27 protein-coding genes are annotated in these 25,243 nt (G+C 72.5%); 14 read left to right on the forward strand and 13 right to left on the reverse strand.

What is annotated here, in order from left to right:
• Nucleotides 1-29 precede the first annotated feature (29 nt).
• Nucleotides 30-722: a hypothetical protein gene (locus ACFZCY_RS23855; protein ID WP_391176690.1), complete on the reverse strand. Its 693-nt coding sequence runs from the start codon at nucleotides 720-722 to the stop codon at nucleotides 30-32.
• Between the two features lie 206 nt (nucleotides 723-928).
• Between ACFZCY_RS23855 and ACFZCY_RS23860 the strand changes: the two genes are divergently transcribed.
• Together ACFZCY_RS23860 and ACFZCY_RS23865 are read left to right on the forward strand one after the other, a co-directional pair.
• The gene (locus tag ACFZCY_RS23860) at nucleotides 929-1,180 is read left to right on the forward strand and encodes a hypothetical protein (protein ID WP_391176692.1); all 252 of its coding nucleotides are present in this window, start codon (nucleotides 929-931) and stop codon (nucleotides 1,178-1,180) included.
• Nucleotides 1,177-1,572, forward strand: a complete 396-nt coding sequence (locus ACFZCY_RS23865) for a helix-turn-helix domain-containing protein (RefSeq protein ID WP_391176695.1) — start codon at nucleotides 1,177-1,179, stop codon at nucleotides 1,570-1,572. Before ACFZCY_RS23860 ends, ACFZCY_RS23865 begins: the two co-directional genes overlap by 4 nt.
• Here the strand turns inward: ACFZCY_RS23865 and ACFZCY_RS23870 are convergent.
• A complete protein-coding gene (locus tag ACFZCY_RS23870; protein ID WP_391176698.1) occupies nucleotides 1,523-1,975 on the reverse strand; it encodes a hydrolase in 453 nt (150 codons plus the stop codon). The two genes, ACFZCY_RS23865 and ACFZCY_RS23870, sit on opposite strands and share 50 nt — an antisense overlap.
• A gap of 103 nt (nucleotides 1,976-2,078) precedes the next feature.
• On the opposite strand from ACFZCY_RS23870, the gene uraD reads away from it, so the two are divergent.
• The 5 genes from uraD to ACFZCY_RS23895 all read left to right on the forward strand — a co-directional run bounded on the left by uraD (nucleotide 2,079) and on the right by ACFZCY_RS23895 (nucleotide 7,240).
• Complete coding sequence (uraD, locus tag ACFZCY_RS23875; protein ID WP_391176700.1) at nucleotides 2,079-2,594, forward strand: 2-oxo-4-hydroxy-4-carboxy-5-ureidoimidazoline decarboxylase; 516 nt, start codon at nucleotides 2,079-2,081, stop codon at nucleotides 2,592-2,594.
• Nucleotides 2,594-2,923: a hydroxyisourate hydrolase gene (gene uraH / locus ACFZCY_RS23880; protein WP_391176703.1), complete on the forward strand. Its 330-nt coding sequence runs from the start codon at nucleotides 2,594-2,596 to the stop codon at nucleotides 2,921-2,923. Before uraD ends, uraH begins: the two co-directional genes overlap by 1 nt.
• 5 nt (nucleotides 2,924-2,928) lie before the next feature.
• Nucleotides 2,929-3,810, forward strand: a complete 882-nt coding sequence (gene pucL, locus ACFZCY_RS23885; protein ID WP_391176705.1) for a factor-independent urate hydroxylase — start codon at nucleotides 2,929-2,931, stop codon at nucleotides 3,808-3,810.
• A gap of 26 nt (nucleotides 3,811-3,836) precedes the next feature.
• A complete protein-coding gene (locus ACFZCY_RS23890; protein ID WP_391176708.1) occupies nucleotides 3,837-5,207 on the forward strand; it encodes an 8-oxoguanine deaminase in 1,371 nt (456 codons plus the stop codon).
• 188 nt (nucleotides 5,208-5,395) lie between these two features.
• Nucleotides 5,396-7,240, forward strand: a complete 1,845-nt coding sequence (locus ACFZCY_RS23895; RefSeq protein WP_391176711.1) for an alpha-L-fucosidase — start codon at nucleotides 5,396-5,398, stop codon at nucleotides 7,238-7,240.
• Nucleotides 7,241-7,294: 54 nt separating this feature from the next.
• Here ACFZCY_RS23895 and aceB read toward each other — a convergent pair whose 3' ends face one another.
• A complete protein-coding gene (gene aceB, locus ACFZCY_RS23900) occupies nucleotides 7,295-8,914 on the reverse strand; it encodes a malate synthase A (RefSeq protein ID WP_391176715.1) in 1,620 nt (539 codons plus the stop codon).
• 114 nt (nucleotides 8,915-9,028) lie between these two features.
• Nucleotides 9,029-9,637: an NTP transferase domain-containing protein gene (locus tag ACFZCY_RS23905; protein WP_391176718.1), complete on the reverse strand. Its 609-nt coding sequence runs from the start codon at nucleotides 9,635-9,637 to the stop codon at nucleotides 9,029-9,031.
• Between the two features lie 194 nt (nucleotides 9,638-9,831).
• Between ACFZCY_RS23905 and ACFZCY_RS23910 the strand changes: the two genes are divergently transcribed.
• Nucleotides 9,832-10,143 carry a DUF5955 family protein gene (locus ACFZCY_RS23910; protein ID WP_391176722.1) on the forward strand — a complete coding sequence of 104 codons (312 nt, stop codon included), beginning with the start codon at nucleotides 9,832-9,834 and terminating at the stop codon, nucleotides 10,141-10,143.
• Nucleotides 10,144-10,347: 204 nt separating this feature from the next.
• Here ACFZCY_RS23910 and ACFZCY_RS23915 read toward each other — a convergent pair whose 3' ends face one another.
• A complete protein-coding gene (locus ACFZCY_RS23915; RefSeq protein ID WP_361480725.1) occupies nucleotides 10,348-11,130 on the reverse strand; it encodes an IclR family transcriptional regulator in 783 nt (260 codons plus the stop codon).
• A gap of 240 nt (nucleotides 11,131-11,370) precedes the next feature.
• Here ACFZCY_RS23915 and allB point away from each other — a divergent pair, with 240 nt between their 5' ends.
• Both allB and alc read left to right on the forward strand, forming a co-directional pair.
• Nucleotides 11,371-12,756: an allantoinase AllB gene (gene allB / locus ACFZCY_RS23920; protein WP_391176725.1), complete on the forward strand. Its 1,386-nt coding sequence runs from the start codon at nucleotides 11,371-11,373 to the stop codon at nucleotides 12,754-12,756.
• A complete protein-coding gene (alc, locus tag ACFZCY_RS23925) occupies nucleotides 12,753-13,883 on the forward strand; it encodes an allantoicase (protein WP_391176727.1) in 1,131 nt (376 codons plus the stop codon). The genes allB and alc overlap by 4 nt, the downstream gene beginning before the upstream one ends.
• 57 nt (nucleotides 13,884-13,940) lie before the next feature.
• Here the strand turns inward: alc and ACFZCY_RS23930 are convergent, their stop codons facing one another.
• Entirely contained in the window at nucleotides 13,941-14,735 is a 795-nt protein-coding gene (locus tag ACFZCY_RS23930; protein ID WP_391176731.1) for a glucose 1-dehydrogenase, read from the reverse strand.
• 87 nt (nucleotides 14,736-14,822) lie between these two features.
• Between ACFZCY_RS23930 and ACFZCY_RS23935 the strand changes: the two genes are divergently transcribed.
• Nucleotides 14,823-15,674 carry a helix-turn-helix domain-containing protein gene (locus ACFZCY_RS23935; RefSeq protein WP_391176733.1) on the forward strand — a complete coding sequence of 284 codons (852 nt, stop codon included), beginning with the start codon at nucleotides 14,823-14,825 and terminating at the stop codon, nucleotides 15,672-15,674.
• A gap of 52 nt (nucleotides 15,675-15,726) precedes the next feature.
• Nucleotides 15,727-16,992: an amino acid permease gene (locus ACFZCY_RS23940; RefSeq protein WP_391176736.1), complete on the forward strand. Its 1,266-nt coding sequence runs from the start codon at nucleotides 15,727-15,729 to the stop codon at nucleotides 16,990-16,992.
• Here the strand turns inward: ACFZCY_RS23940 and ACFZCY_RS23945 are convergent.
• From ACFZCY_RS23945 to ACFZCY_RS23955, 3 genes are read right to left on the reverse strand one after another with little or no spacing between them, the layout of a single operon-like run.
• On the reverse strand, nucleotides 16,989-20,165 hold the full coding sequence (locus ACFZCY_RS23945; protein WP_391176739.1) for an NACHT domain-containing protein: 3,177 nt from the start codon (nucleotides 20,163-20,165) through the stop codon (nucleotides 16,989-16,991). The two genes, ACFZCY_RS23940 and ACFZCY_RS23945, sit on opposite strands and share 4 nt — an antisense overlap.
• Complete coding sequence (locus ACFZCY_RS23950) at nucleotides 20,162-20,737, reverse strand: GNAT family N-acetyltransferase (protein WP_391176742.1); 576 nt, start codon at nucleotides 20,735-20,737, stop codon at nucleotides 20,162-20,164. Before ACFZCY_RS23950 ends, ACFZCY_RS23945 begins: the two co-directional genes overlap by 4 nt.
• Complete coding sequence (locus ACFZCY_RS23955; RefSeq protein WP_391176745.1) at nucleotides 20,737-22,005, reverse strand: hypothetical protein; 1,269 nt, start codon at nucleotides 22,003-22,005, stop codon at nucleotides 20,737-20,739. Before ACFZCY_RS23955 ends, ACFZCY_RS23950 begins: the two co-directional genes overlap by 1 nt.
• Before the next feature lie 143 nt (nucleotides 22,006-22,148).
• Here ACFZCY_RS23955 and ACFZCY_RS23960 point away from each other — a divergent pair, with 143 nt between their 5' ends.
• Entirely contained in the window at nucleotides 22,149-22,547 is a 399-nt protein-coding gene (locus tag ACFZCY_RS23960) for a hypothetical protein (RefSeq protein ID WP_391176748.1), read from the forward strand.
• Nucleotides 22,544-22,753 (forward strand): hypothetical protein, encoded by a 210-nt coding sequence (locus ACFZCY_RS23965; RefSeq protein WP_391176751.1) that lies wholly within the window; start codon nucleotides 22,544-22,546, stop codon nucleotides 22,751-22,753. Before ACFZCY_RS23960 ends, ACFZCY_RS23965 begins: the two co-directional genes overlap by 4 nt.
• Here the strand turns inward: ACFZCY_RS23965 and ACFZCY_RS23970 are convergent.
• The 4 genes from ACFZCY_RS23970 to ACFZCY_RS23985 form a co-directional block, all read right to left on the reverse strand.
• Nucleotides 22,750-23,223 carry a carboxymuconolactone decarboxylase family protein gene (locus ACFZCY_RS23970; RefSeq protein ID WP_391176753.1) on the reverse strand — a complete coding sequence of 158 codons (474 nt, stop codon included), beginning with the start codon at nucleotides 23,221-23,223 and terminating at the stop codon, nucleotides 22,750-22,752. The two genes, ACFZCY_RS23965 and ACFZCY_RS23970, sit on opposite strands and share 4 nt — an antisense overlap.
• A gap of 88 nt (nucleotides 23,224-23,311) precedes the next feature.
• A complete protein-coding gene (locus ACFZCY_RS23975; protein ID WP_391176756.1) occupies nucleotides 23,312-24,172 on the reverse strand; it encodes a hypothetical protein in 861 nt (286 codons plus the stop codon).
• Nucleotides 24,173-24,253: 81 nt separating this feature from the next.
• The gene (locus ACFZCY_RS23980; protein WP_391176760.1) at nucleotides 24,254-24,439 is read right to left on the reverse strand and encodes a DUF6126 family protein; all 186 of its coding nucleotides are present in this window, start codon (nucleotides 24,437-24,439) and stop codon (nucleotides 24,254-24,256) included.
• Entirely contained in the window at nucleotides 24,436-25,092 is a 657-nt protein-coding gene (locus tag ACFZCY_RS23985; protein WP_391176764.1) for a helix-turn-helix domain-containing protein, read from the reverse strand. The genes ACFZCY_RS23980 and ACFZCY_RS23985 overlap by 4 nt, the downstream gene beginning before the upstream one ends.
• Between the last annotated feature and the right edge of the window lie 151 nt (nucleotides 25,093-25,243).

A 25,243-nucleotide genomic window follows, 5' to 3' on the forward strand; every position in this document is an offset into this window, starting at 1 on the left:
GGCCTCCGGCCGGTCGTGAACGGTGGGGCTCATCCGCGGGGCGGGCCGCAGCGGATCAGCGTGTCCGCGGGGTCGTTGACGGGCTGTGGGGTGCCGGTCAGGTCCATGATGAAGAGCGGAATGTGCAGCGCGTCCGCGCGCGCCCGCGCCTCCCTGGCGTAGCCCGCCAGCGAGAAGAAGACGCTCAGCGCCGATTCGTTGAGACCGTTCAGCCACAGGCACTCGACCTCGCGCAGCCCGGTGGGGCGGGTCGTCGGATCGACCTGGGCGACGACGCCCTTCCCGTAAAGGTCCACCCCGGCCGCCCCCGGGTCGTCCGGGCGCCGCAGACAGCCGAAGCCGAGCCACCGCAGATACTGGGCGGCGGCGGTGACCGCGTCCCGCGCGGTACGGATCGTCACCGGCCGGAACGCCGGGCGCGGCCCGGGCCCGTCCTCCTGATCGCGGCCCGGGACCTCCGGCGCGGGCGCGACCGGGACCCGCACGACCGCCCCGCATCCGCAGCCGAACTCCGGCTGCGGCCAGTGGCCCTGACGCCCGCAGGCCGGGCAGTCCACCGCCACCCATATGTCCTGCCAGGTGCGGTGCTCGATCTCCTCCGGCGTGCCGTCGCGCAGCACCGGGAGGGGGAGCGGCGCGCCGCACGGGCACGGGAAGGTGGGCGGAGTGAACGACTGCTCGCGGCGGCACGCGGGGCAGCGCACCGGCACGCTCTCTGTCATTTGACGCTCCGTAGCGGATGCCTGCGGTAACGGGGCCATGCTCCAGCAAGCGGGGGAGTGACGGGAGGGACTTGGGCGTTCTGCCCACCTCCAGTGGGACGCCCGCGTGAGGCCGGGCTGGACGCCTGGCGGATGGTGGCCGGAGCCCACGGCGCGCGCGGGTCAAGGGCTGCCGGAGGCGCGGGTGGGCGCAGTAGGTTGGCGGCGTGAGATTGAGGGTTGAGTTCACCACCGAGCCGTTCGACCTCGACGACGTGCCGCCGCATGCCGTGGCCGCCCGCGAGGCGGTTCAGGCCGCGCCGCTGGACGCCGTCGACGTCGGCCCGTTCGGCAACACCGCGGAGGGCCGGGCGGATGCCGTGCTGGCCGTCGTGGACGACCTGCTGCGCAAGTCCCTGGATGCGGGCGCCACCCGGGTGTCGCTCCAGGTCAACGTCGTCGCGGAGCCCGAAGCGTGACCGGCCCGGCGGACCATCCCTTCGTCTCGGCCGTGCGGCCGCTGGTCGACGCGATGGGCGGCGAGCTGATCGCCCCGGACCGGGCCCGGGACGACGACGTGGTGCTGTCCTGGGAGGGCCGTGCGGTCGTGGCCGTACGGCTGCCCGACATCTCGGCGTCCCTGGACCACATCCTCGCCGACCTCGGGCGCCGCCACGGCGTGCCGCTGTCGGCCCTGGACCGCAAGACCAAGCAGGGAATCGTCCGCGCCCTGGAACAGCGCGGCGCCTTCACGGTGCGCCACGGCGTCGAAACGGTCGCGAGCGCGCTCGGGGTGAGCCGCTTCACCGTCTACAACTACCTCAACCGGGAGAAGGGCACCGAGCGCCCGGAGCCGCGACGACCCGCTTGACGCCGATCAGGGTGCGGTAGCGGGGGCGGGCGGCGAAGGCGGTCAGGGGCCAGACGGCGGGGCGTCCGGCCTCGGCGCACAGGTGGAGGACCCGGTCCGGGGCGGCCCAGACGCCCACGTGGGCGCCGTAGGCGTCGTCGGTGGCGTTGAAGAGCAGCAGGTCCAGGGGGCGGGCCGCCGCGACGCGGGTCGTCGTCGCCGTGTCGGCCCACAGGTCGCTGGAGCGCAGGGCGGGCGGCTGCAGGCCGAAGTGGCGGAGCACCGCGTACGCGAACAGCTGGCAGTTGGCGCCCTCGGCGAGGTCCGGGCGTTCGGCGACCGCGGGGGAGCCGGGGAAGCGCGCGCCGGCGTACGGGACGGACCAGAAGCGGTCCGGCAGCCGGGCGACGAGGCCAGTGGTCATGGGCCCATCCTGACGTGCCCGGGGACGTGTCCGGAACCGGCGTTTCCAGCCCTGTCTTCAACAAAGTGTTGACGTGCACCGGGGAAGCTCCTAGCTTTCGGGTGTGACTACCAGCGCTCCACCGGGCCTGGCCCGGTTCAACGCGGCGGACCGGCCGGACGCGGCCGCGCTGCTGTACGAGGTGTGCACCAGCCGGGCCTGGGGCGCGGTGGTGGCCGCCGGGCGGCCGTACCGCCACGTGGACGCCCTGCTCGACGCGTCCGACGCGGCCATGGCCGGGCTGACCGACGGCGATCTCGCCGAGGCCATGGCCGGGCACCCGCCCATCGGGCGGCCGAAGCCGGGCGACGCCGCCTCGGCGCGCGAGCAGAGCGGGGTGGGCGAGGAGTCGCGCGCGGAGCTGCTGGAGCTGAATCTCGCGTACCAGGAGCGCCACGGCCATGTGTTCCTGATCTGCGCCACCGGCCGCACCGGCGAGGAGATGCTCACCGCCCTGCGCGAGCGGATCGGCAACGACACGGGCACCGAACGCGAGATCGTCCGCGCCGAACTGGGGAAGATCAACCGTATCCGGCTGACCCGCCTGGTCACCGCGGAAGCGGCGGAAGGAGAACGGTGATGGCGAACGCCACCTCCGTGTCCACGCACATCCTGGACACCAGCCTCGGCCGCCCGGCCACCGGCGTCCCCGTCGAGCTGTCGGCACGCCCCGGGGGCGGCGCCGACTGGGCGGCGCACGCCGCCTCCCGCACCGACGCCGACGGCCGCTGCACGGATCTGCCCGCCCTGCCCGAGGGCACCACCCAGGTACGGCTGCGTTTCGAGACCGAGTCGCGCGGGCCCTTCTTCCCGGAGGTGACGGTCGTCTTCGCCGTCGAGCCCGGCGAGCACTACCACGTGCCGCTGCTGCTCACCCCGTTCGGCTACTCCGTATACCGAGGGAGTTGAGCCCGATGCCCATGCTCGGCCAGAACCAGTACGGCAAGGCGGAGACCCGCGTGGTCCGGATGGTGCGCGACGGCGCCGTGCACCACATCAAGGACCTGAACGTCTCCGTCGCGCTCTCCGGCGACATGGCGGACGTCCACCGCCACGGCGACAACACCGGCGTCCTGCCCACCGACACCATGAAGAACACGGTGTACGCCTTCGCGAAGAAGCACGGCATCGCCACCGCCGAACACTTCGGCATAGAGCTGGCCCGCCACTTCGTCGGCAGCCAGGACACGATCCGCACCGCCCGCGTCCGGATCGAGGAGTACGCCTGGGAGCGGATCGAGACCGGCGGCGAGGCCCGGCACTCCTTCGTCCGCGGCGGCCAGGAGACCCGTACCGCCCAGATCCGCTACGACGGGCGGGACTGGGAGGTGCTGTCCGGCCTGCGGGACCTCACGGTCATGAACTCCACCGACTCCGAGTTCCACGGCTACGTCAAGGACGCGTACACCACTCTGCCGGAGGCGCGCGACCGCATCCTCGCCACCGAGGTGCACGCCCGCTGGCGGCACGGCTGGAGCGACGGCGCGCGGCCCGAACCGGACTGGGACGCCGCGTACGACGGGGCGCGCGCCGATCTGCTGGCCGCCTTCGCCGACACGTACTCCCTCTCGCTCCAGCAGACGCTGTACGCGATGGGCTCGCGCGTCATCGAGCGGCGCCCCGGGATCGACGAGATACGGCTCTCCCTCCCCAACAAGCACCACTTCCTGGTCGACCTGGCGCCCTTCGGCCTCACCAACGACAACGAGGTCTACTTCGCCGCCGACCGGCCGTACGGGCTCATCGAGGCCACCGTCCTGCGGGACGGCGCCGAGCCCAGGATTCCCACCGACTGACCCCCCACCTGAAGGGCCCCCACCCCGTGCACCGCATCGTCATCGAGAACTGCGCCATCGCGACCGTGGACGCACAGGACACCGAGCACGCCTCGGGCCATGTCGTCGTCGCGGGCAACCGTATCGAGTCGGTGGGCCCGGGCCCCGCGCCCGAGGGCCTGGCGGGGGTGGTCCGCCGGGTCGACGGCACCGGCCATCTCCTCACCCCGGGCCTGGTCAACACCCACCACCACTTCTACCAGTGGCTCACCCGCGGCCTCGCCCAGGACCACAACCTCTTCGACTGGCTGGTCGCGCTCTACCCCACGTGGGCCCGGATCGACGAGCCGATGGTGTACGCCGCCGCCCGCGGCTCGCTCGCGATGATGGTGCGCGGCGGCGTCACCACGGCCATGGACCACCACTACGTCTTCCCGCGCGGCTCCGGCGATCTGCTGGGCGCCGAGATCCGCGCGGCGCGCGAGCTGGGCGTGCGGTTCACCGCCGCGCGCGGCTCCATGGACCTCGGCAGCTCGGACGGCGGGCTGCCGCCGGACTTCGCCGTCGAGACCACCGAGGACGCCCTCGCGGCCACCGAGGAGGCCATCGACACCCACCACGACGCCTCGTCCGACGCGATGCTGCGGATCGTGGTGGCGCCCTGCTCGCCGTTCTCCGTCACCTCCGACCTCATGCGGGAGAGCGCCGAGCTGGCCCGCCGCAAGGGCGTCCGGCTGCATACCCACGGTTCGGAGACGGTCGAGGAGGAGAAGTTCTGCCACGAGCGGTTCGGCATGGGGCCGACCGACTACTTCGAGCGGACCGGCTGGCTGGGTGAGGACGTGTGGATGGCGCACTGCGTCCACATGAACGACGACGACATCGCCGCCTTCGCCCGCACCGGCACCGGCGTCGCCCACTGCCCGTCGTCCAACGCCCGGCTCGCCGCCGGGCGTGCCCGGGTGCCGGATCTGCTCGCCGCGGGCGTGCCGGTCGGGCTCGGCGTGGACGGCACCGCCTCGAACGAGTCGGGCGAGCTGCACACCGAGCTGCGCAACGCGCTGCTGATCAACCGGCTCGGCGACCACCGCGAGAAGGCGCTGACGGTCCGCCAGGCGCTGCGGCTCGGCACCCACGGCGGGGCCAGGGTGCTGGGCCGTCAGGACGAGATCGGGTCGCTGGAGCCGGGCAAGCTGGCCGACCTGGTGCTGTGGAAGCTGGACGGCCTCGGCCACTCGACCATCGCCGACCCGGTCGCGGCGCTGGTGCTGGGCGCGGCGGCGCCGGTGACCCTGTCGCTGGTGAACGGCGAGCCGGTGGTGGAGGCGGGGCGGCTGCTCACCGCCGACGAGGACGCCGTCGCGCGCGACGCGCGGGCCGAGGCGCGGCGGCTGGCCCGTATCGCGGCGGAGGGGTGATACACCGGGAGGTGATACGCCGGTAGGTGATACGTCGGAGGGGTCGGGGTGCCCGGGGCGGTCAGGTGGCGCTGTTGGGGCGCCCGTGGCGCTTTACGCCCCGTTGACATCCCACCTTTGCGGTTCTAGGTTCCGGTACGCGGCTGGCCAGCCCTCCTGTCCGACCACCCATGAGCACAGGAGCCGCCATGCGTGTGCCCCCAGGGGCGTTATCCCTGTCCCGAGGTCTGAGCCTGCTGCTCGGCCTGCTGATGGCGCTGACCCTCGGCGGACCGTCCGCCACCGCGGAACCGGCGGCCGGGCGCGCGGCCGAGCCCGGTCCCGGTACCGACTACGCGGCCGACGACCCGTTCACCTCCGCCCGCACCGAGTGGTGGCGGCAGGACCGGTTCGGGATGTTCATCCACTTCGGCGCGTACTCCCAACTGGAGGGCGAATACACCCGGCCGGACGGCACCGTGTGCCGGGACGCGGAGTGGATCAAGCGGAACTGCCAGATCCCGATGAGCGAGTACGAGGACCTCGCGCAGGGCTTCAACCCCGCGTCCTTCGACGCGAAGGCCGTCGTCAAGGCGGCCAAGGACGCCGGGCAGCGCTACATCGTCATCACGTCCAAGCACCACGACGGGTACGCGATGTGGCCGACGAAGCAGAACACCTGGAACCTGCGCGACCACTCCTCGTTCGACAACAGGCGCGACATCCTCGCCGAGCTGAAGAAGGCCGCCGACCGGGCGGGCATCAAGCTCGGCTTCTACTACTCGATCTGGGACTGGCACGACCCCGACTTCGCCGACCCGGCCACCTTCCCGCGGTACCGCGAGCGGATGTACGCGCAGCTCAAAGAGCTGATCGACAACTATGACCCGGCGCTGCTGTGGTTCGACGGCGAATGGGACGCGGACAATCCCACCAACCCCTGGTCCCCGAAGGACGGCGAACAGCTCGAGGCGTATCTGCGCGGCCTGAACCCGCACCTGGTCATCAACAACCGGGTCGGCAAGCGGCGCGTCGTGGACGGCGACTACGGCACCCCCGAGCAGGAGATCCCGGACGCGCCGGTGGACGGCCAGCTCTGGGAGTCCTGCATGACCCTCAACGGCCACTGGGGGTTCGCGAAGTACGACCAGAACTGGAAGTCGCCCAAGACCCTCGCCCGCAACCTCCTGGACATCGCGAGCCGCGGCGGCAACTACCTGCTCAACGTCGGCCCCGACAAGCTCGGCCGGATCCCCCAGCCGTCCGTCGACCGGCTGCGCGAGATCGGCTCCTGGCTGCGGACGTCCGGTCAGGGCCGGGCCGTGTACGGCGCGGGGAACGCCGGGCTGGTGGCCGAGCCCGGGTGGGGAGCGGTCAGCCGGTCCGGGAACACGCTCTACGCGTCCGTGGACTCCTGGCCCGCCGCCGGGCAGCCCCTCCACCTCACCGCGAAGGCGCCGTTCGAGGTGACCGGGGCGCGGGTGCTGGGCAGCGGGCAGAAGGTCGCGGTCACGGCGGCCGGGGACGGGTTCGACCTCAACCCCTCCGGCGGGCCGGTGAACGACATCGCGTCGGTGATCGAGCTGACCGTCCGGCCGTCCGATGCGTCGGTGCCACCGGGCCGGGGGACGGGGCTGCGGCAGGAGGTGTTCGCGAACGACACCTTCACCGGGCCGCCGGCCGTCACCCGCACGGACCCGACCGTCAACCACGCCTGGAAGTTCGCCGGTTCACCGGACGCGGCGGTCCCGGCCGACCGCTTCAGCGTCCGCTGGACCGGCTCCCTGGTGCCGCGCTACACCCAGACGTACACGCTGACCACCGTCTCCGACGACACGGCCCGGGTGTGGATCGACGGCCGGCTGGTCATCGACAGCGCCACCCCGCACGGGGCACAGGTCGACAAGGCGACCGTGGATCTGCGGGCCGGACAGCGCCACTCGATCAAGATCGAGTACACCGAGCAGACCGGTGAGGCGCATATGAAGCTGCTGTGGTCCAGCCCCGGGCAGCCGCAGCAGATCGTGCCGCGCGGCCAGCTCTACACGTCGTAACGCGACACGAGGGGCCCCGGGAACGCCCCGGGACCCCTCGCCGCGTCCGCGCGCTCAGTCCAGCAGCTCGTACGCGGGCAGCGTCAGGAACGCCGCGTAGTCCTCGTCCAGCGCGACCTTCAGCAGCAGATCGTGGGCCTGGCTCCACCGCCCGGCCGCGAACGCCTCCGGGCCGACCTCCTCGCGGATCGCGGCCAGCTCCTCGTCGGCGACCCTGCGCACCAGGTCGGCGGTGGCCTTCTCGCCGTTCTCGAAGACCACTCCGGCGTTGATCCACTGCCAGATCTGGGAGCGGGAGATCTCCGCGGTGGCGGCGTCCTCCATCAGGTTGAAGATGCCGACGGCGCCCAGTCCCCGCAGCCACGCCTCGATGTAGCGGGTGCCGACCTGCACGGCGTTGCGCAGGCCGTCGAAGGTGGGCTTGGCGTCCAGCGAGGCGATGTCGATCAGCTCGGCCGCCGTGACCCGGACGTCCTCGCGCAGCCGGTCCTTCTGGTGCGGACGGTCGCCGAGGACGGCGTCGAACGATGCACGGGCGACCGGCACCAGATCGGGGTGGGCGACCCAGGAGCCGTCGAAGCCGTCGTTCGCCTCACGGTCCTTGTCGGCCCGCACCTTGTCGAACGCGACCGCGTTGACCTCGGCGTCCCGGCGCGAGGGGATGAAGGCCGCCATGCCGCCGATCGCGTGGGCGCCCCGCTTGTGGCAGGTGCGGACCAGCAGCTCGGTGTAGGCGCGCATGAACGGGGCGGTCATCGTCACCGCGTTGCGGTCGGGGAGGACGAAGCCGGGGCCCGCGTCGCGGAAGTTCTTGACGATGGAGAACAGGTAGTCCCAGCGGCCCGCGTTGAGCCCGGAGGCGTGGTCGCGCAGCTCGTACAGGATCTCGTCCATCTCGTACGCCGCCGTGATCGTCTCGATGAGCACGGTGGCGCGGATGCTCCCTTGCGGAACGCCCACGTAGTCCTGCGCGAAGACGAAGACGTCGTTCCAGAGGCGGGCCTCCAGGTGCGACTCGGTCTTCGGCAGGTAGAAGTACGGGCCCTTGCCCTGGTCGAGCAGGTGGCGCGCGTTGTGGAAGAAGTACAGGCCGAAGTCGACCAGCCCGCCGGGCACCGCGCGGCCCTCGGCGTCCCGCAGATGGCGCTCGTCGAGGTGCCAGCCGCGCGGGCGGGCGACGACGGTGGCCAGTTCCTCGGCGGGGCGCAGCGCGTAGCTCTTGCCCTCGGGGGAGGTGAAGTCGATCCGGCCCCGATACGCGTCGGTCAGATTCAGCTGGCCGCCGATCACGTTCGCCCAGGTGGGCGCGGAGGCGTCCTCGAAGTCGGCGAGCCAGACCTTGGCGCCCGAGTTGAGCGCGTTGATCGTCATCTTGCGGTCGGTGGGACCGGTGATCTCCACCCGGCGGTCCTGGAGGGCGGGCGGGGCCTCGGCCACGCGCCAGTCCGGGTCCTCGCGAATGTGCGCGGTCTCCGGCAGGAAGTCCAGTGTGCTCGTACGGGCGATCTCGGCCCGTCGCTCGGCGCGGCGGGCGAGCAGCTCGTCGCGGCGAGGGGTGAAGCGGTGGTGCAGCTCGGCCAGGAAGGCCAGGGCCGCGTCGGTCAGCACCTCTCCCTGACGCTCCAGCGGCTCGGCGTCGACGATGGCCAGTGGGGATGGCGCTGTGGCGGACATGGGCGTTCACTCCTCAGTCGATAACGATTCTGGATATTAATTTCCTCATCGTGGAAGTTCAATCGGCTGTCGATGTGAGACTCACTGCATGCCACCGCGTGCGGGGCGTGAGGCTCACCGCAGCAGCGCCAAGTCCTCCGGGGTGTCGATGTCGTCCACCCGGGCGATGTCCGCGCAGTCGACCCGGATGATCTCGGCCTGATGTTCCCTCAGATACGCGCGTGCCCCACGGTCCCCCTCCGCACTCGCCGCCACATCCGCCCACCGGTCGGCGCCGAACAGCACCGGATGCCCGCGCCCGGTGCCGTACTCCGCCGTCACCAGGCTCCCCGCGTCGCGGCAGGCGGCCCGTACGCGCTCAACCGCCGGCGCCCCGATCCCGGGCTGGTCCACCAGCGTGACCAGCACCGCGCGCGCCCCCGTGCCGCGCAGCGAGGCCAGCCCGGCCCGCAGCGAGGTGCCCATGCCGCCCTCCCAGTCCGGGTTGTCGACCAGGACGCACCCCGGCAGCTCGGCCCGCTCCCGCACCGCCCCGGCGGCGGCACCCAGCACGATGTGCACCGGTGCGCAGCCGCCCTCCCGCAGCGCACGCGCCGCGTGCTCCACCAGCGGCCTGCCCCGGTACTCCAGCAGGGCCTTCGGCCGCCCGCCCAGCCGCCGTCCCCCGCCCGCCGCCAGCAGCAACCCGGCGACCTGCGCGTTGTCATCAGAGGTGCGATCCATGGCCCCTGCTTACCGCACCGGGGCGCCGCGTGGACGGTTCATCCCAGCCGGTCTGATTTTCGCTCTCCGTATGGCGCACCGCGCACACGGTGGCGTTAACTGATCCGCAGCCCCTTGTGTCCGATTCGACGCCTGGGGAGGGGCAGGGGAGAGGGGGCGGGCTCGTGCAGCCGCGCGCGAGGGGGAGTAGGGCCGTGTTGTCCGACGTGGAGGGCGCCGCAGTGGCGTGCACCGAGGAAGACCCGAGGGTGGCGGAACTGCGCCTGGCCGTGGCCCGGCTCAGGCGCGAGCTGGCCGCCCATCCGGCGGAATTACCGGACCGGGCGATAGCGGACGACGAACTGGCCGCACTCGACGCCATGGCCCGCACCGGCACCCCAGAGCTGCACCGCCTCCGCCGCTCCCTGCTCCTGGTGGCCGGCGCCCTGGGCTCGGTCAGCGCCCTGAACCCGGCCCTCCGAGCGGTCCGCGCGGCCATCGACCTCTTCGGCACGGTGCCCCGTTAATTTTGAGGCTCGGTTCGCCTCCGGGGCGCAAAAGCCCCTGTCGACGGTCGACCGTGCTCGGTCGTTCGTTCCTCACTCCCTGCGCGCGCTCTCCCTTTCGACAGCGGCGCGCCCCTTCGGCTCTCTCGCCGGTTGGGCGGGGTTGCCCGAGCGCCGGGGGCGCCCAGCCGGAAAGACCGGGCGCTCGGAGGGCGGAAGGTCCCCTCAGGTGGCGTCCGTGCTGGCCAGGGCCGCCGAGAGGTCGGCCGCGACCTCCTTCAGGACCGGCACGATCTCCTTCGTGGCCTCGTCCGTCACCCGCCCCGCCGGGCCGGAGATCGAGATGGCGGCGGCCGTCGGGGAGTCCGGCACCGGCACCGCCAGGCAGCGCACGCCCATCTCCTGCTCGTTGTCGTCCACCGCGTACCCCAGCTCGCGCACATGCCGCAGCGCGTCCAGGAACGCGTCCGGCGTGGTGATCGTCTTCGCCGTCGCGGCGGGCATGCCGGTCCGGCCCAGCAGGGCGCGTACCTCGTCCGGGGGCGTGCTGGCCAGCAGCGCCTTGCCGACGCCGGTGCTGTGCGGCAGGACCCGCCGCCCGACCTCGGTGAACATGCGCATGGAGTGGCGGGAGGGCACCTGCGCGACGTACACCACCTCGTCCCCGTCCAGCAGCGCCATGTTCGCGGTTTCGCCGGTCTCCTCCACCAGGCGCGCCAGATACGGCCGCGCCCAGGTGCCCAGCAGCCGGGCCGAGCTTTCGCCGAGCCGGATCAGGCGGGGGCCGAGGGCGTAGCGGCGGTTGGGCTGCTGGCGTACGTAACCGCAGGCCACCAGCGTGCGCATCAGGCGGTGGATGGTGGGCAGCGGAAGGCCGCTGCTGCCGGAGAGCTCGCTCAGCCCGACCTCGCCCCCGGCGTCGGCCATCCGCTCCAGGAGGTCGAAGGCGCGCTCCAGGGACTGGACGCCACCGTTGGTGGCGGCGGTCTTGGACTCGGCGGACGGCACGTCGGCGTTTCCTTTCGCAGCGGGCGGCACCGGTCTCGTGCCCGCGTCGGATACCGCGGCCGACCGGCCATCGGCAGCCTACCGGTCCCTCCCGGCGTCACGTTCTACGTATCGAAAATCATCTTTCATGGTACGGAATCGAACGGGGGTTCCTGGGAAGTCTTGACCAGATCGGACGCGAAAGGAAGACTTCGAACGGAAAACTTATTCCGAGCTGCGGAAATATCGAGGGGAGCAGGGGTGCCCGAGCTGGACCCGGAGCTGGAGCCGGACCTAATACTGCGGTCGACGCGTGTGATCACCCCCGACGGACAGCGCGCCGCGTCCGTCGCCGTCTCCGCCGCCGAGGGCCGCATCCTCGCCGTGCTCCCGTACGACACCGGCACCCACCCCCGTGGGGTACGGACCGAGGACTTCGGCGACGACGTCCTCCTCCCCGGCCTCGTCGACACCCACGTCCACGTCAACGACCCCGGCCGCACCGACTGGGAGGGCTTCGCCACCGCCACCCGCGCCGCCGCGGCGGGCGGCGTCACCACGCTGGTCGACATGCCCCTCAACAGCGTCCCGCCCACCACCAGCGTCGAGGCGCTGGAGATCAAGCGGGACGTCGCCCGCCCGGCGGCCCACATCGACATCGGCTTCTGGGGCGGCGCGATCCCCGGCAACACGGCCGACCTGCGGCCGCTGCACGACGCCGGGGTCCTCGGCTTCAAGTGCTTCCTGCTGCACTCCGGCGTGGACGAGTTCCCGCATCTGGACCCGGCCGGGCTCAAGGCCACCCTGCGCGAGATCGCGGGCTTCGGTGGGCTGCTCATCGTCCACGCCGAGGACCCGCAGCTGATCGACGGCGCCCCGCCGCCCAGCGGCCCGCGCTACGCCGACTTCCTCGCCTCCCGCCCGCGCGCCGCCGAGAACCGGGCCATCGAGGGCCTCATCGACCTCGCCCGCGAGCTGGACGCCCGGGTCCACATCCTGCACCTGTCCTCCGCGGAATCCCTGCCCCGCATCGCCGCCGCGCGCCGCGAAGGCGTCCGGATCACCGTCGAGACCTGCCCGCACTTCCTCACCCTCACCGCCGAGGAAGTCCCGGACGGCGCCACCGAGTTCAAGTGCTGCCCGCCGATACGCGAGGCGGCCAACCAGGACGCGCTGTGGCAGGGCATGGCCGACGGCACCATCGACTGCGTCGTCTCCGACCACTCGCCCTGCACGGCGGACCTCAAGACCGACGATTTCGGACAGGCCTGGGGCGGCATCTCCTCGCTCCAGCTCGGCCTGCCCGCCATCTGGACCGAGGCCCGCCGCCGCGGCCACACCGTCGAGGACGTCGTGCGATGGATGTCCACGGCCCCGGCGGCCCTGGTCGGCCTGCGCCAGAAGGGCGCCATCGAGGCGGGCCGGGACGCCGACTTCGCGGTCCTGGCGCCCGAGGAGACCTTCACCGTCGACCCCGCCGCCCTCCACCACCGCAACCAGGTCACCGCGTACGCCGGGAAGACGCTGCACGGTGTCGTGCGGTCCACCTGGCTGCGCGGCCACAAGATCGCCGACCACGGCGCACCGGCCGGCCCCACCGGCCGGCTCCTGACCGGCCGACTCCTCGAAAGGCAGCCCCGCGCATGACCGCGCCGACCCCCCGCTTCACCGGCGACGCCCAGCCGTACGGCGGCGGCGACCCGTACGCCGACTACCGCACCGCCGACTTCCCCTTCGCCCACCTCCCCGACCTCGCCGACCGGCGGCTCGGCGGCAGCGTGACCGCGGCCAACGACGAGTTCTTCGCCGAACGCGAGAACCTGCTGCGCCCCGAGACGCCGCACTTCGACCCCGCGGACTTCGGCCACAAGGGCAAGGTCATGGACGGCTGGGAGACCAGGCGCCGCCGCGGGGCCTCCGCCGCCACCCCGCACCCCACGGACGAGGACCACGACTGGGCCCTGATCAAGCTGGGCGCACCCGGCGTCATCCACGGCATCGTGGTCGACACCGCCCACTTCCGCGGCAACTATCCGCAGGCCGTGAGCGTGGAGGGCACCTCGCTGCCGGGCACCCCGTCCCCGGCGGACCTGCTCGCCGACGACACCGAGTGGACGACCCTCGTCCCCCGCACCCCCGTCGGCGGCCACGCGGCCAACGGCTTCGAGGTCACGCCCGGGCGCCGCTTCACCCACCTGCGCCTCAAGCAGCACCCCGACGGCGGAATCGCCCGCCTCCGCGTGCACGGCGAGGTCGTCCCCGACCCGGCCTGGCTCACCGCCCTCGGCACCTTCGACCTGGCCGCCCTGGAGAACGGCGGCGCCGCCGAGGACGCCTCCGACCGCTTCTACTCCCCGCCCGCCAACTCGATCAAGCCGGGCCGCTCCCGGAAGATGGACGAGGGCTGGGAGACCCGCCGCCGCCGCGACCAGCGCAACGACTGGGTCCGCTACCGCCTCACCGCCCAGGCCCTGATCCGCGCCGTCGAGATCGACACCGGCTGCTACAAGGGCAACGCACCCGGCTGGGCCGCCCTGTACGGCCGGGACGCCACCGTGGACGCGGACGCCCCGTGGACCGAGCTGCTGCCCCGCAGCCCTCTCCAGCCGGACACCGTCCACCGCTTCCTCCTCGACCAGGTCCCGCCGGTCACCCACGTCCGCATCGACATCTACCCGGACGGCGGCGTGGCCCGCCTGCGCCTCCACGGCTCCCTGACGGCCGACGGCGCGCAGCGGCTGGCCGCGCGGTACGTCGAGCTGGGCGGCGCGTAGGACGGCGGGGCCGGGCGGCGCGCAGGACGGCGGGCTACGGCGGCTGCGCGGGTTCCGTCAGGCCCAGGCGCCGCCGTCGACCCGGAGGACCGTGCCGGTCACGTACGAGGCCCGGTCGCTGAGCAGCCACGCGGCGGCCTCGGCGACCTCCTCGGGGTCGGCCATGCGGCCCAGCGGGGTCCCCGCCGTGAGCCGGTCCAGGAGACCGGGCGAATCCGCTTCCCAGGTGCGGATCATCTCGGTCAGCGTGGAGCCGGGGGCGATGGCGTTGACCCGGATGCCCTCCGGGCCGTAGGTGACGGCGGCCGACTCGGTGAGGCTGTTGACCGCCCGCTTCATCGCCCCGTAGGCGGGCAGCTCGGGGTTGCCCCGCAGGCTGCCGACGCTGGAGTTGTTGACGATGGCCCCCGTTCCGGCGGTGGCCCGGATGGCGGCGATTTCGGCGGCCATGGCCAGCCACGGGCCCTTGAGGTTCACGGCGTAGAGGTGGTCGAAGTCGGCCTCCGGTACCTGGCCCAGCGGGCCGGGCGGAGTGATCGTCGCGCCGTTGTTGAAGGCGACGTCGAGCCGGCCGTACAGCTCCACGGCCCGGTCCACGGCGGCGCGTACGCTCGCCGCGTCGGCCAGGTCGCACACCACGTGGTCCGCGACGCCGCCCGCCGCCCGGACCTCGTCGGTCACCGCCTCGAGCTGGGCCTCCGTCCGGGCCGCGAGCAGCACCCGGGCGCCCTCCCGGGCGAACAGCCGCGCCGCGGCGGCGCCGATACCGCGCCCGGCACCGGTGACGAAGGCGACCTTCCCGGCCAGCAGGCCCGGTGCGGCGGTTGTCTCCATGGTCGATGTGTTGTTCATGGAAACGAGCCTGCGTCCGGCCGCGGAGCCCATCCAGGCACCGGCTGTACCTGGATACGCCTCGCGACCCCGCGCACACTGGGGGCCGTGGACAGACGAGAACTGGCGGCCTTCCTGCGCAGCAGGCGCGAGCGGATCACCCCTGCCGAGGTGGGGCTGCCCGCCGGGCCGCGCCGCCGCACCCCGGGGCTGCGCCGCGAGGAAGCGGCGCAGCTGGCGTTCATCTCGACCGAGTACTACACGCGGCTGGAGCAGGCCCGCGGCCCGCGCCCCTCGCGCGAGGTGCTGACCGGGCTGGCCCGTGCCCTGCGCCTGTCGGACGCCGAGCGCGCCCACCTCCACCACCTCGCCGGCGCCCCGCCGGCCCCTCCGTCCGGGCCCTCGCGCGAGGTGCGGCAGAGCATCCTCGACCTGCTGCACCGGCTGCCGCAGGCCGCCGCGATCGTGACGTCCGCGACGCTCGAGGTGCTCGCCTGGAACGATCTCGCGGCCGCCCTCATGGAGGACTTCTCCGCCCTGCCGCGGCGCGACCGCAACCTCGTGCGCCGCGCCTTCCTCGGGCCGCATCCGCAGGGGCGGCGGCTGTACGGAGTGTCGGACGCGGACGCGTTCGCCCGTACCTCGGCCCAGCGGCTGCGCGCCACCGCCGCCCGCTACCCCGACGACCCCGAGGTGGCCGAGCTGATCGCCGAACTCCTCGCCGGGAGCGAGGAGTTCGCCCGGCTGTGGGCCTCCCACGACGTGTGCGCCGAGCCGACCCTGTGCAAGACCTTCCAGCACCCGACGGTCGGCCCCATCAGCGTCAACTGCGATTCCCTCGACATCACCGACCGCGACCAGCGGGTCGTGATCTACACCGCCACGCCCGGCTCATCCTCCGAGGAGGCGCTGCGGCTGCTCTCGGTCATCGGCACGCAGCGCATGGACGTGAGCACCTGACGCTCCCCTATCGTGTGCGGACCGACGTCCGGCCGTGCTGAGGAGCCATGCGATGGAAACGCCGACCGGAGCCGCCGCTCCCGGGGAGCTGCGGCGCCACCTCGGACTGTTCGACGCGGTGGTGATCGGGCTCGGGGCGATGATCGGCGCGGGCATCTTCGCCGCGCTCGGACCGGCCGCCGCGGCGGCCGGGTCCGGACTGCTGCCGGGGCTGGCGCTGGCCGCCGTGGTGGCGTACTGCAACGCGACCTCCTCCGCCCGGCTGGCCGCCCGCTACCCGCGCTCCGGCGGCACCTACGTCTACGGCCGCGAACGGCTGGGGGACTTCTGGGGCTATCTGGCCGGGTGGGGTTTCGTCGTCGGCAAGACCGCCTCCTGCGCGGCGATGGCCCTCACGGTGGGCTCCTACGTATGGCCCGGACAGGCGCACGCGGTCGCCGTCGCGGCCGTGGTGGCGCTGACCGCGGTGAACTACGCGGGCGTGCAGAAGGCCGCCTGGCTCACCCGGCTGATCGTCGCCCTCGTGCTGGCCGTGCTCGCCGCCGTGGTCGTCGCCTGCCTGACCGGCGGCACCGCCGACGCCGCCCGCCTCGACATCGGCGCCGACGCCACCGTCGGCGGCACCCTCCAGGCCGCCGGGCTGCTGTTCTTCGCCTTCGCCGGATACGCGCGCATCGCCACCCTCGGCGAGGAGGTGCGCGACCCGGAGCGCACCATCCCCCGCGCGATCCCCCTCGCCCTCGGCATCACGCTGGTCACGTACGCGGCCGTCGCCCTCGCGGCCCTCGCCGTCCTCGGACCCGACCGACTGGCCCACACCACAGCGCCGCTCGCCGACGCGGTCCGCGCCGCGGGCGCCCCCGGGCTCGCCCCCGTCGTCCGTACCGGCGCGGCGGTCGCCGCGCTCGGCTCCCTGCTCGCCCTCATCCTCGGCGTCTCCCGCACCACCCTCGCGATGGCCCGCGACCGCCATCTGCCGCCCGCCCTCGCCGCCGTCCACCCCCGCTTCCACGTCCCGCACCGCGCCGAACTCGCCGTCGGCACGGTCGTCGCCGTCCTCGCCGCCACCACGGACGTCCGCGGCGCGATCGGCTTCTCCTCGTTCGGCGTGCTCGTCTACTACGCCGTCGCCAACGCCTCCGCCCGGACCCTCACCCCCGCCGAGGGCCGTCCCGCCCGCGCCGTCCCGGCCGTGGGGCTGCTCGGCTGTGCGGTCCTGGCCTTCGCGCTGCCGCTCACGTCCGTGGCCACGGGAGCGGCGGTGCTGGCGGCGGGCGCGCTGGCGTACGGCGTGCGGGCGCGCCTGCGGCGCGGCTAGAGGTAGCGGACGCGAATTCCGGGGCCGAGGCAGTCGGTCCCGGTGACGGTCTGCGTGCTGCCCACCTCGACAGTGAGAGGGCGGTGGGCCGGGCGGCTGCCCAGGGACGAGAGATCCAGCGGGCCGGGGACGGGGCCGTGGCACTCGCCGAAGAACACCTTGGTCACAGAGGCCATGGAGTTCAGTGCGCCGAGGTCGGCCGGAAAGGCACAGCGGAAGAAACGCAGATCGGTTGCCTGAGTGGACGCCGAGAGGACATCGAGGTATTCGGACAAGTCGAGTCCGCTCAGACGCAGTCGCCACACCTTCGGCACGGCGGAAAGGTTCGCGATATTGCGCGGAGTCCCGGAGCCATCGAGACTCAGGGTCTCGATCGGTGGCAGGCAGTTCAGAAACCCCAGATCGGAGTCGGCGGGGAGAAAACCCAAGCTCAGATCTGTCAGCGTGCGCGGCAGAGGGATGTCGGGCACAGGCGGGAGCGAGGTCCAGCCTGTGAGGCTCAGATCCGACAGATGAGGGAGCGCGCTCAATGGCGTGACGTCTCGCAGGGAGGTGTTTCCGTAGATCGAGAGCTTGCCGAGATTCGGCTGGGAGACGAGCGGGCCGAGGTCGTTGTCGTCCCTCAGCCGTGAGATCCACAGCACGGACAAGTCGGGGAACTCCTCGATCGGCCCGAACCCGGAGGCCATGGGAAAGTCGATCCATACCTTCCGCGCCGACCGCATCCGCGTGGCCGCGGCCCACTGGCTGGGGTGGGAGAGCTTGAGCAGGACGCGCTCCAGGGAAAGTCTGGCCAGGACGCGTTCGGCGAAGGGGTCGGGCTCGAAGTACTCCCATGCATGGGCGAGGTCCTGGTGCACATCGGCGCGCCCGCCCTCCGCGTACGCCTCCAGCAGATCGAGCGCTCTCTCTCCGCCGATGAGCGCCGCCGTTCGCACGGCACTCCTGGCGACCGTCGCGGTGAGGCCGTCCAGAGACCGCGGCAGCCTGCGCAGTACGGGATCTCCCACGGCCGCGAGCGAGGTGGCGTCGCTCGTCCGTCGCGGCGGCGTCAGCTTCTCCAGGTTCTCGTCCAGCCGCTTCCCGATCTCCTCCGGTACCGAACCCATGGTCTCCAGGCAGGAGGCCGCCAGCAGCCGCAACCCCCGCGCGTGACGGCGCTCCGCCGACGCGCGGTCGAGGATTCCGGCGATGAGCTCCTGCCGCTGGCTGCTATTGGCGTGCCCGGCGGCCATAATGATGGTTTCCCGCCAGGTGTCCAGATGGGCCCGCTCGACCAGATTTCCGATGCGGTCCTCTTCCGCTGCCTCCTCGGCCGCCAGGTATTCCTGGAAGCTGCGGTGCAGGAAGTCGATACGGCCCTCGGCCGGGGCGCGCAGGACCCGGGAACGCATCACGAGGTGGTCCAGGACCTGATCACCATTGATGTCCAGATGGCGCATCGAAGCCACCTTGGCCGTCGTGTGAACGAGCGCCTTGTCCATGGCGATCTCGCTGCGGTTGTTGTCCGACAGCCGCCAGGCCAGATCTCGCAGCACACTCAGCTTGTCGCTCAGACTGAGCTGAACGTCCAGCGCGCTGGGCACCCCGCGCTCCGCGTCGCGGCGCTGCACCAGCAGCTCCAGGGCGATGCGGTACAGCTCCAAGCGGCTGCGCGGCAGCCGTCGGCGTCGGCTGAGGTGCAGCGCGCAGAGCAGCGCCGCGAGCAGGGGGCTCGCGGCCAGCGCCCTCAGATGCGGGCGGTCCTGGAGACCTGCCAGCAGCGCCCGTTCATAGTGCGGCAACTCCTGCGGATCGCATGGCAGATCGCCACCCTGGGCTCCCACGGCCTGATGCCACTGCCGTACGAAGGCCCTGAGGTCGGCCGGTGTCATCCGCTCCAGCCCCACCGGAGCGAACCCCTCCGCGCGCAGCCAGTCCCCGCGCGCCGCGGTCGGCCGGGACGTCACCACGGCCCGAGTGTCCGGGTACGCGCTGAGCAGCAGCCGCAGCCAGTCGCGGACCTTGCGCCGCTCGCCCGCAACCAGTTCGTCCACCCCGTCGACGAGCAACAGGACCCGGCCCGCCTGGAACGCGCGGTCCACCCAGGCGCGGGGCATGTGGCCGGTCAGCGGCCCGGCCGTGGCGTCCAGCAGCTCTTCCAGGCGCGGCAGGTCGCGTGACGCGTAACGCCGCAGCTTGACCAGGACCGGGACGAGCCCGTTCCAGTCGGCCAGGTCACCGCTGAACGTGCCCCGTGCGGCGGTCACGGCAAGCCAGTTGAGCAGGGTCGTCTTGCCCGAGCCCGCCTCGCCCCGCAGCAGGATGCGCGGCGACCGCTTCAGCGCCGCCTCGACCCGTACGCTCGCGGACGACTCGTACTGGTCGCCACCCCACGAGCCGATGCCCGTCCGCAGGCGATGGTCGGGCCCATCGGCCGACCTCCGTGGTGTCCGTCCGTCCCCGTCCGTACTGACCCGGAGGCTGACGTATGCGACGGACAGCTTGGTGCGCGGCGCCTGACCTGCCGTGAAGCTGAACAGCTCCACGGTATCCAGGGTGTGGCTGATGAACTCCAGATACTCACGGCGGAACGCGGCGTCATGGTCCGCCCCCTGCGGCGCGTACAGCGACCTGACGGGGAGCCGCTCCAGCACCCGGCTCAGCTCCGAGCCGAGTTCGCTCACCCGTCCCAGCAGCTCGGTCACGGCCCGCTCGGTGAAGACCGGAAGCCGGAGCAGGATGCGCACGTAGCAGTCGCAGCACTCCGCGAGCAGCAATTCGTAGAACTGCGTGGCCGCGTCGCCCAGCCCGGTCGGCGGGGGAGCGGCGGTCCGTACCCGGCGGGCGAGTTCGGCGGGGTTGGCATCCGACCCGAGGATCGCCGCGTCGGACAGGTCCGCGTGGGCGAACGCCGCCGTCACGGCGTCCAGCGCCGCCTGGCGTCCCCCCTCGTCCAGATCCCGGAACTCATGGCCGCACATGGGCTCCAGCCGCGCAGCGACCGCGTCCGCGATCTGCTCGAACTGCCGCTCCACACCGCGTTGGTCACGCAGCCCCGGTATGCGCCGCCGTATGAGCGCGGACATCTCCATCCGGCTCTCCCGCTCCCGCGTACGCGGCTCCAGCCATAGCCGTACGACACGCGTCGCCACGGTGCGGCCGAGGTTGATGGCCGCCGCCTCAGCGCTCATTCGCTTCTTCGCCCCCCGGTTTCGTCTCGGCGCAGGTCGAGGACCATGGCGTCGTACAGCGGTGCGTCGTCCCATGGCCGGGACCGTCCCACTGTCCGGTAACCCCACGCCGCGTACGCCGACTGGGCCGGTGCGGCCTCGGGTTCCGGTCGCATCGTCAGCGTGACCTGCTCCGCGGAGAGATCGCTGAGGAGACGGGAGTGCAACTCGGCCGCGACGCCCTGGCGGCGCCACGGCTTGCGCACGGCCAACTCGATTATGGCGAAGGTCCGTTCGCCTGTCTCGTCCGTGAAGTTCTCGGGCACGGCCTCCACCGGGCCGTCCCACCAGCCGGTGTCGGCGGGCAGCAGATAGCCGAAGGTGAAGCCGACGACCTCGTTGCCTTCGCGGGCGAGGATCAAGCGGAAGCCCGGCCGCCGGGCCTGGAGCCGGAATCGCTCGATGAACTCGGCGACGTCGCTGGGACCCTCGCAGTACGGCGGTTCGGCGTACACCTCTTCGTACGCTGGGAGAAGTGCGTCGAGCCTGGACGCCTCGGCGCTCTCGTACCGCTCGTAGGTCACCTGGCCCATCAGAGTTCTCCCTCGGTGTACGCGGTCAGCCCCTCGGCTGCGTCCTTCGCGCTCACCGCATCCGCCTCGCTGAGTAACGCCCGGACCTCGTGCAGGGACCGGGTCACACGCCCCGATTCGACCTCGGTCAGGTGTTCGAGGCTGGCGAGTGCTTCGCTCGCGCCCTCGTCGACCTCTCCGGCCTGCACCAGGGTGCGGGCGAGGGCCAGCCGGTCCAGCGCTTGATTGCGGCTGTACGTACCGTCCCCCTGCGATATCGCGGCGCGCAGGAAGGGCACGGCGGCTTTGTGCTTGTCAGATGCGGAGTAGAGGGTGGCCTGCCAGTAGTTCAGTTCGGCGTGGCCGTGGAAGGCCGTCCACTCGGGAGCCGGGCGTTCGCGGTCCGACTGATCCACCAGCCGCATGGCTTCGGCGAGCCGCTTCCGCGCTCCGCTGTGGTCGCGCATGAGCGTCAGCGCCCGCGCCTCCCGGGTGGCGATGACGGAGAGAAGGCGCGGCGAGCCGAGCGGTGTGGCCCGCTGACGGGCGGCGTGCGCCAACTCGTAGGCGTCACGAGGCCGCTCTTCGGAACTGGCCTGCAAGCTGAGCATCGCCAGCGCCATGGCTTCGAGGTTGTCGTCACGGAGCATCGTGGCGGTGGTCAGCGCCTCGCCCCAGTAGCGGCGGGCGGTCTCCTGGTCCTCGGCGTCGTAGGAAAACCAGGCACAGAGCTCCTCCGACTCCCCTGCGACGTGCTGGAGTTGACGGCCGATCGTTGCCGGATAGGTGCCGGTGTTGATGATGCGACGGACGCGGCGGAGGTGCCGGGCGGCCAGTGAGCGGATCGAGTTTCCGCCATGGGCATTGTCGAAAGCGAAGAGCGAGCGCAGCCCTTCACGGAGCTCGACGACATGTGGCGTACCAACGGTGCCCCGGGAACCCATTGCCAGCCCGGCGGCGCTGCCGACTGAATCGGCGACAAAGGCGCGACGTTCCACGTGTACCCCCTCATAACGGCCAGGTAGTCCGTCCAGAGTGGCACTCGGCTCCGGGCCGGGGAAGCCCAGCTCCAGCGGGCTCACCCCGAACATGGCGTGCAGCACCCGCCAGGCCCGTGGCCGTGGCCGAGGCGGATGAGGGCAGCGCCAGCGCCGGAACTGCCGGTCGGTGAGCGCTACATGCTCGCCCAACAGGTCCGCCGTCGCGTCGAACGCGCGGAGGAACGCGCTGCTGCGACCCCAGCCACGTGCCGCGCACTCACGTGCGAACGGCGTCTGCGATTCGTCCACTCACTCACCGTAGTGGGTACCACCGACACGGAAAGTCCGCGATCTCGCGAAAAGTCGGCCGCGACGTCACGCGGCCCGTCCGGCCGCCAGTGTGCCGACCGCAGTTCTCTCGTCGTGAGCAAGCGCGACGAGGGGAGCCCGATGTGAGGTTCAGAGCCCAGCGATGGACGCCGCCCAGCGGACACGAACTCACCGTCCTGCCCGCAGGCCGGTGGTGGGACGCCGTCAGGGCGGCCGAGCCCGTGGGGGAGCGTGCGCTGAAACTGCTCGGCGCCGACTCCGGCGCCGTCATCCAGGACCGGTACGGGCCCCTGTACTGGCTGGTGCGGCCCGGGACCGCCGACGGGTGGGAGGTGCGGCACGTGCGCGTGCTGGGTCTCTCGGCCAGTACGGCGAGCTACCTCGGCGTACCGCCCGCGCAGCGGACCACTCGGCCGGGCACCCATTGGCGTGTCCCCGTCGGCCCGGATCGCTACCTCACCGACGCCGCACGGCTGCGCGGAGCGCTGGTGGCCGCGCTCGGCGAGGAGGACGCGCGGTGACGTCGCAGGTCTGTGCGCGCTGCCAGCGGCCGACGAACGAGCCGGTCGTCGTCACGGTGGAGCACGGCGGCAGCGTCGGCGGCGGGACGGCGTACGCGTGCCCCGGCTGTGCGCCCCGCTTCCCGGAGCCCCGCGATCCGCTCGCCGAGATCGAGGCCCTGTGCCGGGCCCGGGGCCTCGGACCCGACGCGCCCACGGCCGGTTAGCCGAACTGGCCGACCTGGTAGTCCCCGGCGGGCTGCTGGACGATGACGTTCAGGCGGTTGTAGGCGTTGATGAGGGCGATGAGGGAGACCAGGGCGGCGAGCTGGTCCTCGTCGTAGTGCTTGGCGGCGTTCGCCCAGGCCTCGTCGGTGACGCCGCCGGCCGCGTCGGCGATGCGGGTGCCCTGCTCGGTCAGCTCCAGGGCGGCGCGTTCGGCGTCGGTGAAGACCGTGGCCTCGCGCCAGGCCGCGACCAGGTGGAGGCGCACCGAGGTCTCCCCGGCGTGGGCGGCCTCCTTGCTGTGCATGTCGGTGCAGAAGCCGCAGCCGTTGATCTGGCTGGCGCGGAGCTTGACCAGCTCCTGGGTCGCGGGTGGCAGGGGCGAGTCCGAGACGGCCTGGCCCGCCGCGTTGATGCGCTTGAGGAACGCGGCCGCGGTCTGGTTGCCGAACAGGTTCAAGCGAGCGTCCATGGGGTGCTCCTCGGGTTCTTGTAGGTCGTTGTACCTCCTTGACGGAACGGAGCGGTGAAGTGTGACAGGCGCGGGTGTGGCGCGCGTCTCAGCCGCCACTCGGCTTCGGCAGGCCGATCGGGTTCGGGAAGCGGAGGGCTTCGGCGCAGGCGCGGGAGACGGGGGTGAGGAGGGTGGTGAGGTCGCGGACCGCGTCCGGGGTGAGGGCGCGCCAGGGGCGTTCGGCCGCGCGGTCGGTGGCGGACTCGACGGCGCGCAGCAGTTCGCGCCCGTCCCGGCTCGCGGTGCCGTCGGGGAGGAGCAGGCCGCGTTCGGTGAGGTGGAGGCGAGCCGTCTCCCACGCCTGGTCGGTCCAGCCGCGGTAGGGCTGGAGTTCGGTGCGCGGGATGTCGGTGCCCGCGCGGAGGGCGAGGGCTTCGCAGCCGTCGAGCCCGGCGGCGACGAGGGCGGCGACATGGCCGTCGCCGCGGTGTTCGCGCAGCAGGGTGGCGGCGTGCCACAGGCGGTCCAGGGGCTGGTCGGGGAAGTCCAGCGAGGCGTGGGCGGCGGCCAGGACGCGTCCGGAGGTGTCGAGCCCGGCGGCCCGGGGGACCAGGGCCTCGGCCGCCCGCTCGGCCTCGCGCTCAAGGCCGGTGAGCAGCCGTCGCAGGGCGGCCACGGTGCCCGCGCGGCGTACCTCCAGGGCGTGTTCGGGGGCGGTCAGCTGCCATGCGTCGGGCAGGGCGCGGGCGACCATGGCGGGCGCGAAGGAGAAGAAGGCGGCGGCGACGGGCTCCGGCCCGACCGGGCCCAGCGGCGCGGCGCGGCACGCGAAGTAGCCGCGCCAGAAGCCGCGCAGGCCCGCGTCCTCGTACGCCGCCAGGGCCTCGGGGGCGAAGTAGGTGACGGCGTGGATGGGCTCGAACAGCGTCCACATCGTGCGGGCGGTCGACGCCGCGCGGTCCTCCATGGGTGGGCTCCTTCCCGGGCGGGGTGGTCACGGGACCGTATGCCCGGCGTACGCCCGGACCCCTCCCGACGGGTCGGCGGACTACTTGGAGGCGCCCAGGTAGAACAGCAGGTAGAGGAAGCCGGCGAAGACGTGCACGCCGATGACGTAGATGAAGACCCGGACGGCGACCGGGATGGGCGCCCGGTCCTGCTCCCGCGTCGTCCTCGGGGGCGCGCTGCGGGCCGGGTCCGCAGGGGGGTGGTTCGGGGTCGGGTGGTCGTTCATGGCATTCCGGGCCTTCCTCCGCGGCGGGCGGCGTCGCCGAGGCACAGCTCGGCGGCCCCGCTCTGCAGCAGGGTGTGGACGAACAGCAGATCCGTTCCGCCCAGGGAGGCGGCGGCGATGCGGTGCGGGGTGAGCGAGTCGAAGTGGGCCGCGTCGCCGGGGTCGAGCAGATGGACGGCGTCGCCGAGGGTCAGCCGGAGCCGCCCGCTGATGACGTACAGCCACTCCTCGCCCGCGTGGACGCGCACCAGTTGGTCCTGGGCGCCCGAGCCCTCCGGTACGTGCAGCCGCAGGGCCTGCATCGCCCGGCCGGAGCCGCCGGCCCGCCAGTAGGTCCAGCCGCCCGCCTCCTGCGCCTCCATCCGGTCGGCGCGGACGATGGGGTCCTGGCTCGGCGGCACCTCGCCGAGGAGGTCGGATACCGTGGTTCCGTAGGTACGCGCCAGGGTCAGCAGCATGGGCAGCGACGGCTGGCGGCGGCCCGTCTCCAGCCGGGACAGATGCGCGGGGGAGAGTCCGACGCGGTGCGCCGCCGCCTCCAGGGTCAGGCCGCTGCCGCGCCGCAGGTCCCGCAGGCGGGGAGCGACGGTGGGCAGCTCGCCGGAGGATGGGGCGAGCGGCTCTGCGGGGTCCCCCTCGGGGAACGGGTTCATGTATCCGGTATACGAGGCCTTCGCCTCTGAGGCAAAAAGCTTGCCTCAGAGGCAAATAACGGTCCGGTCACGCCCCCTCGGGCTTCATCCGCATCATGTGAACTCAGCGAAAACTCCCGTGACTTGGCATTGACATGCCATGGTCTACGCG

The sequence above is a fragment of the Streptomyces sp. NPDC007983 genome (assembly GCF_042958345.1).
GTDB lineage: Bacteria > Actinomycetota > Actinomycetes > Streptomycetales > Streptomycetaceae > Streptomyces.

Excerpts from the sequence above, each read along its gene's own strand:
- ACFZCY_RS23855 (WP_391176690.1), bottom strand. The coding sequence starts at position 722 with ATGACAGAGAGCGTGCCGGTGCGCTGCCCCGCGTGCCGCCGCGAGCAG.
- ACFZCY_RS23870 (WP_391176698.1), bottom strand. The coding sequence starts at position 1,975 with ATGACCACTGGCCTCGTCGCCCGGCTGCCGGACCGCTTCTGGTCCGTC.
- uraH (WP_391176703.1), top strand. The coding sequence starts at position 2,594 with ATGGCGAACGCCACCTCCGTGTCCACGCACATCCTGGACACCAGCCTC.
- pucL (WP_391176705.1), top strand. The coding sequence starts at position 2,929 with ATGCCCATGCTCGGCCAGAACCAGTACGGCAAGGCGGAGACCCGCGTG.
- ACFZCY_RS23895 (WP_391176711.1), top strand. The coding sequence starts at position 5,396 with ATGCGTGTGCCCCCAGGGGCGTTATCCCTGTCCCGAGGTCTGAGCCTG.
- aceB (WP_391176715.1), bottom strand. The coding sequence starts at position 8,914 with ATGTCCGCCACAGCGCCATCCCCACTGGCCATCGTCGACGCCGAGCCG.
- ACFZCY_RS23905 (WP_391176718.1), bottom strand. The coding sequence starts at position 9,637 with ATGGATCGCACCTCTGATGACAACGCGCAGGTCGCCGGGTTGCTGCTG.
- alc (WP_391176727.1), top strand. The coding sequence starts at position 12,753 with ATGACCGCGCCGACCCCCCGCTTCACCGGCGACGCCCAGCCGTACGGC.
- ACFZCY_RS23930 (WP_391176731.1), bottom strand. The coding sequence starts at position 14,735 with ATGAACAACACATCGACCATGGAGACAACCGCCGCACCGGGCCTGCTG.
- ACFZCY_RS23940 (WP_391176736.1), top strand. The coding sequence starts at position 15,727 with ATGGAAACGCCGACCGGAGCCGCCGCTCCCGGGGAGCTGCGGCGCCAC.
- ACFZCY_RS23945 (WP_391176739.1), bottom strand. The coding sequence starts at position 20,165 with ATGAGCGCTGAGGCGGCGGCCATCAACCTCGGCCGCACCGTGGCGACG.
- ACFZCY_RS23950 (WP_391176742.1), bottom strand. The coding sequence starts at position 20,737 with ATGGGCCAGGTGACCTACGAGCGGTACGAGAGCGCCGAGGCGTCCAGG.
- ACFZCY_RS23970 (WP_391176753.1), bottom strand. The coding sequence starts at position 23,223 with ATGGACGCTCGCTTGAACCTGTTCGGCAACCAGACCGCGGCCGCGTTC.
- ACFZCY_RS23975 (WP_391176756.1), bottom strand. The coding sequence starts at position 24,172 with ATGGAGGACCGCGCGGCGTCGACCGCCCGCACGATGTGGACGCTGTTC.
- ACFZCY_RS23980 (WP_391176760.1), bottom strand. The coding sequence starts at position 24,439 with ATGAACGACCACCCGACCCCGAACCACCCCCCTGCGGACCCGGCCCGC.
- ACFZCY_RS23985 (WP_391176764.1), bottom strand. The coding sequence starts at position 25,092 with ATGAACCCGTTCCCCGAGGGGGACCCCGCAGAGCCGCTCGCCCCATCC.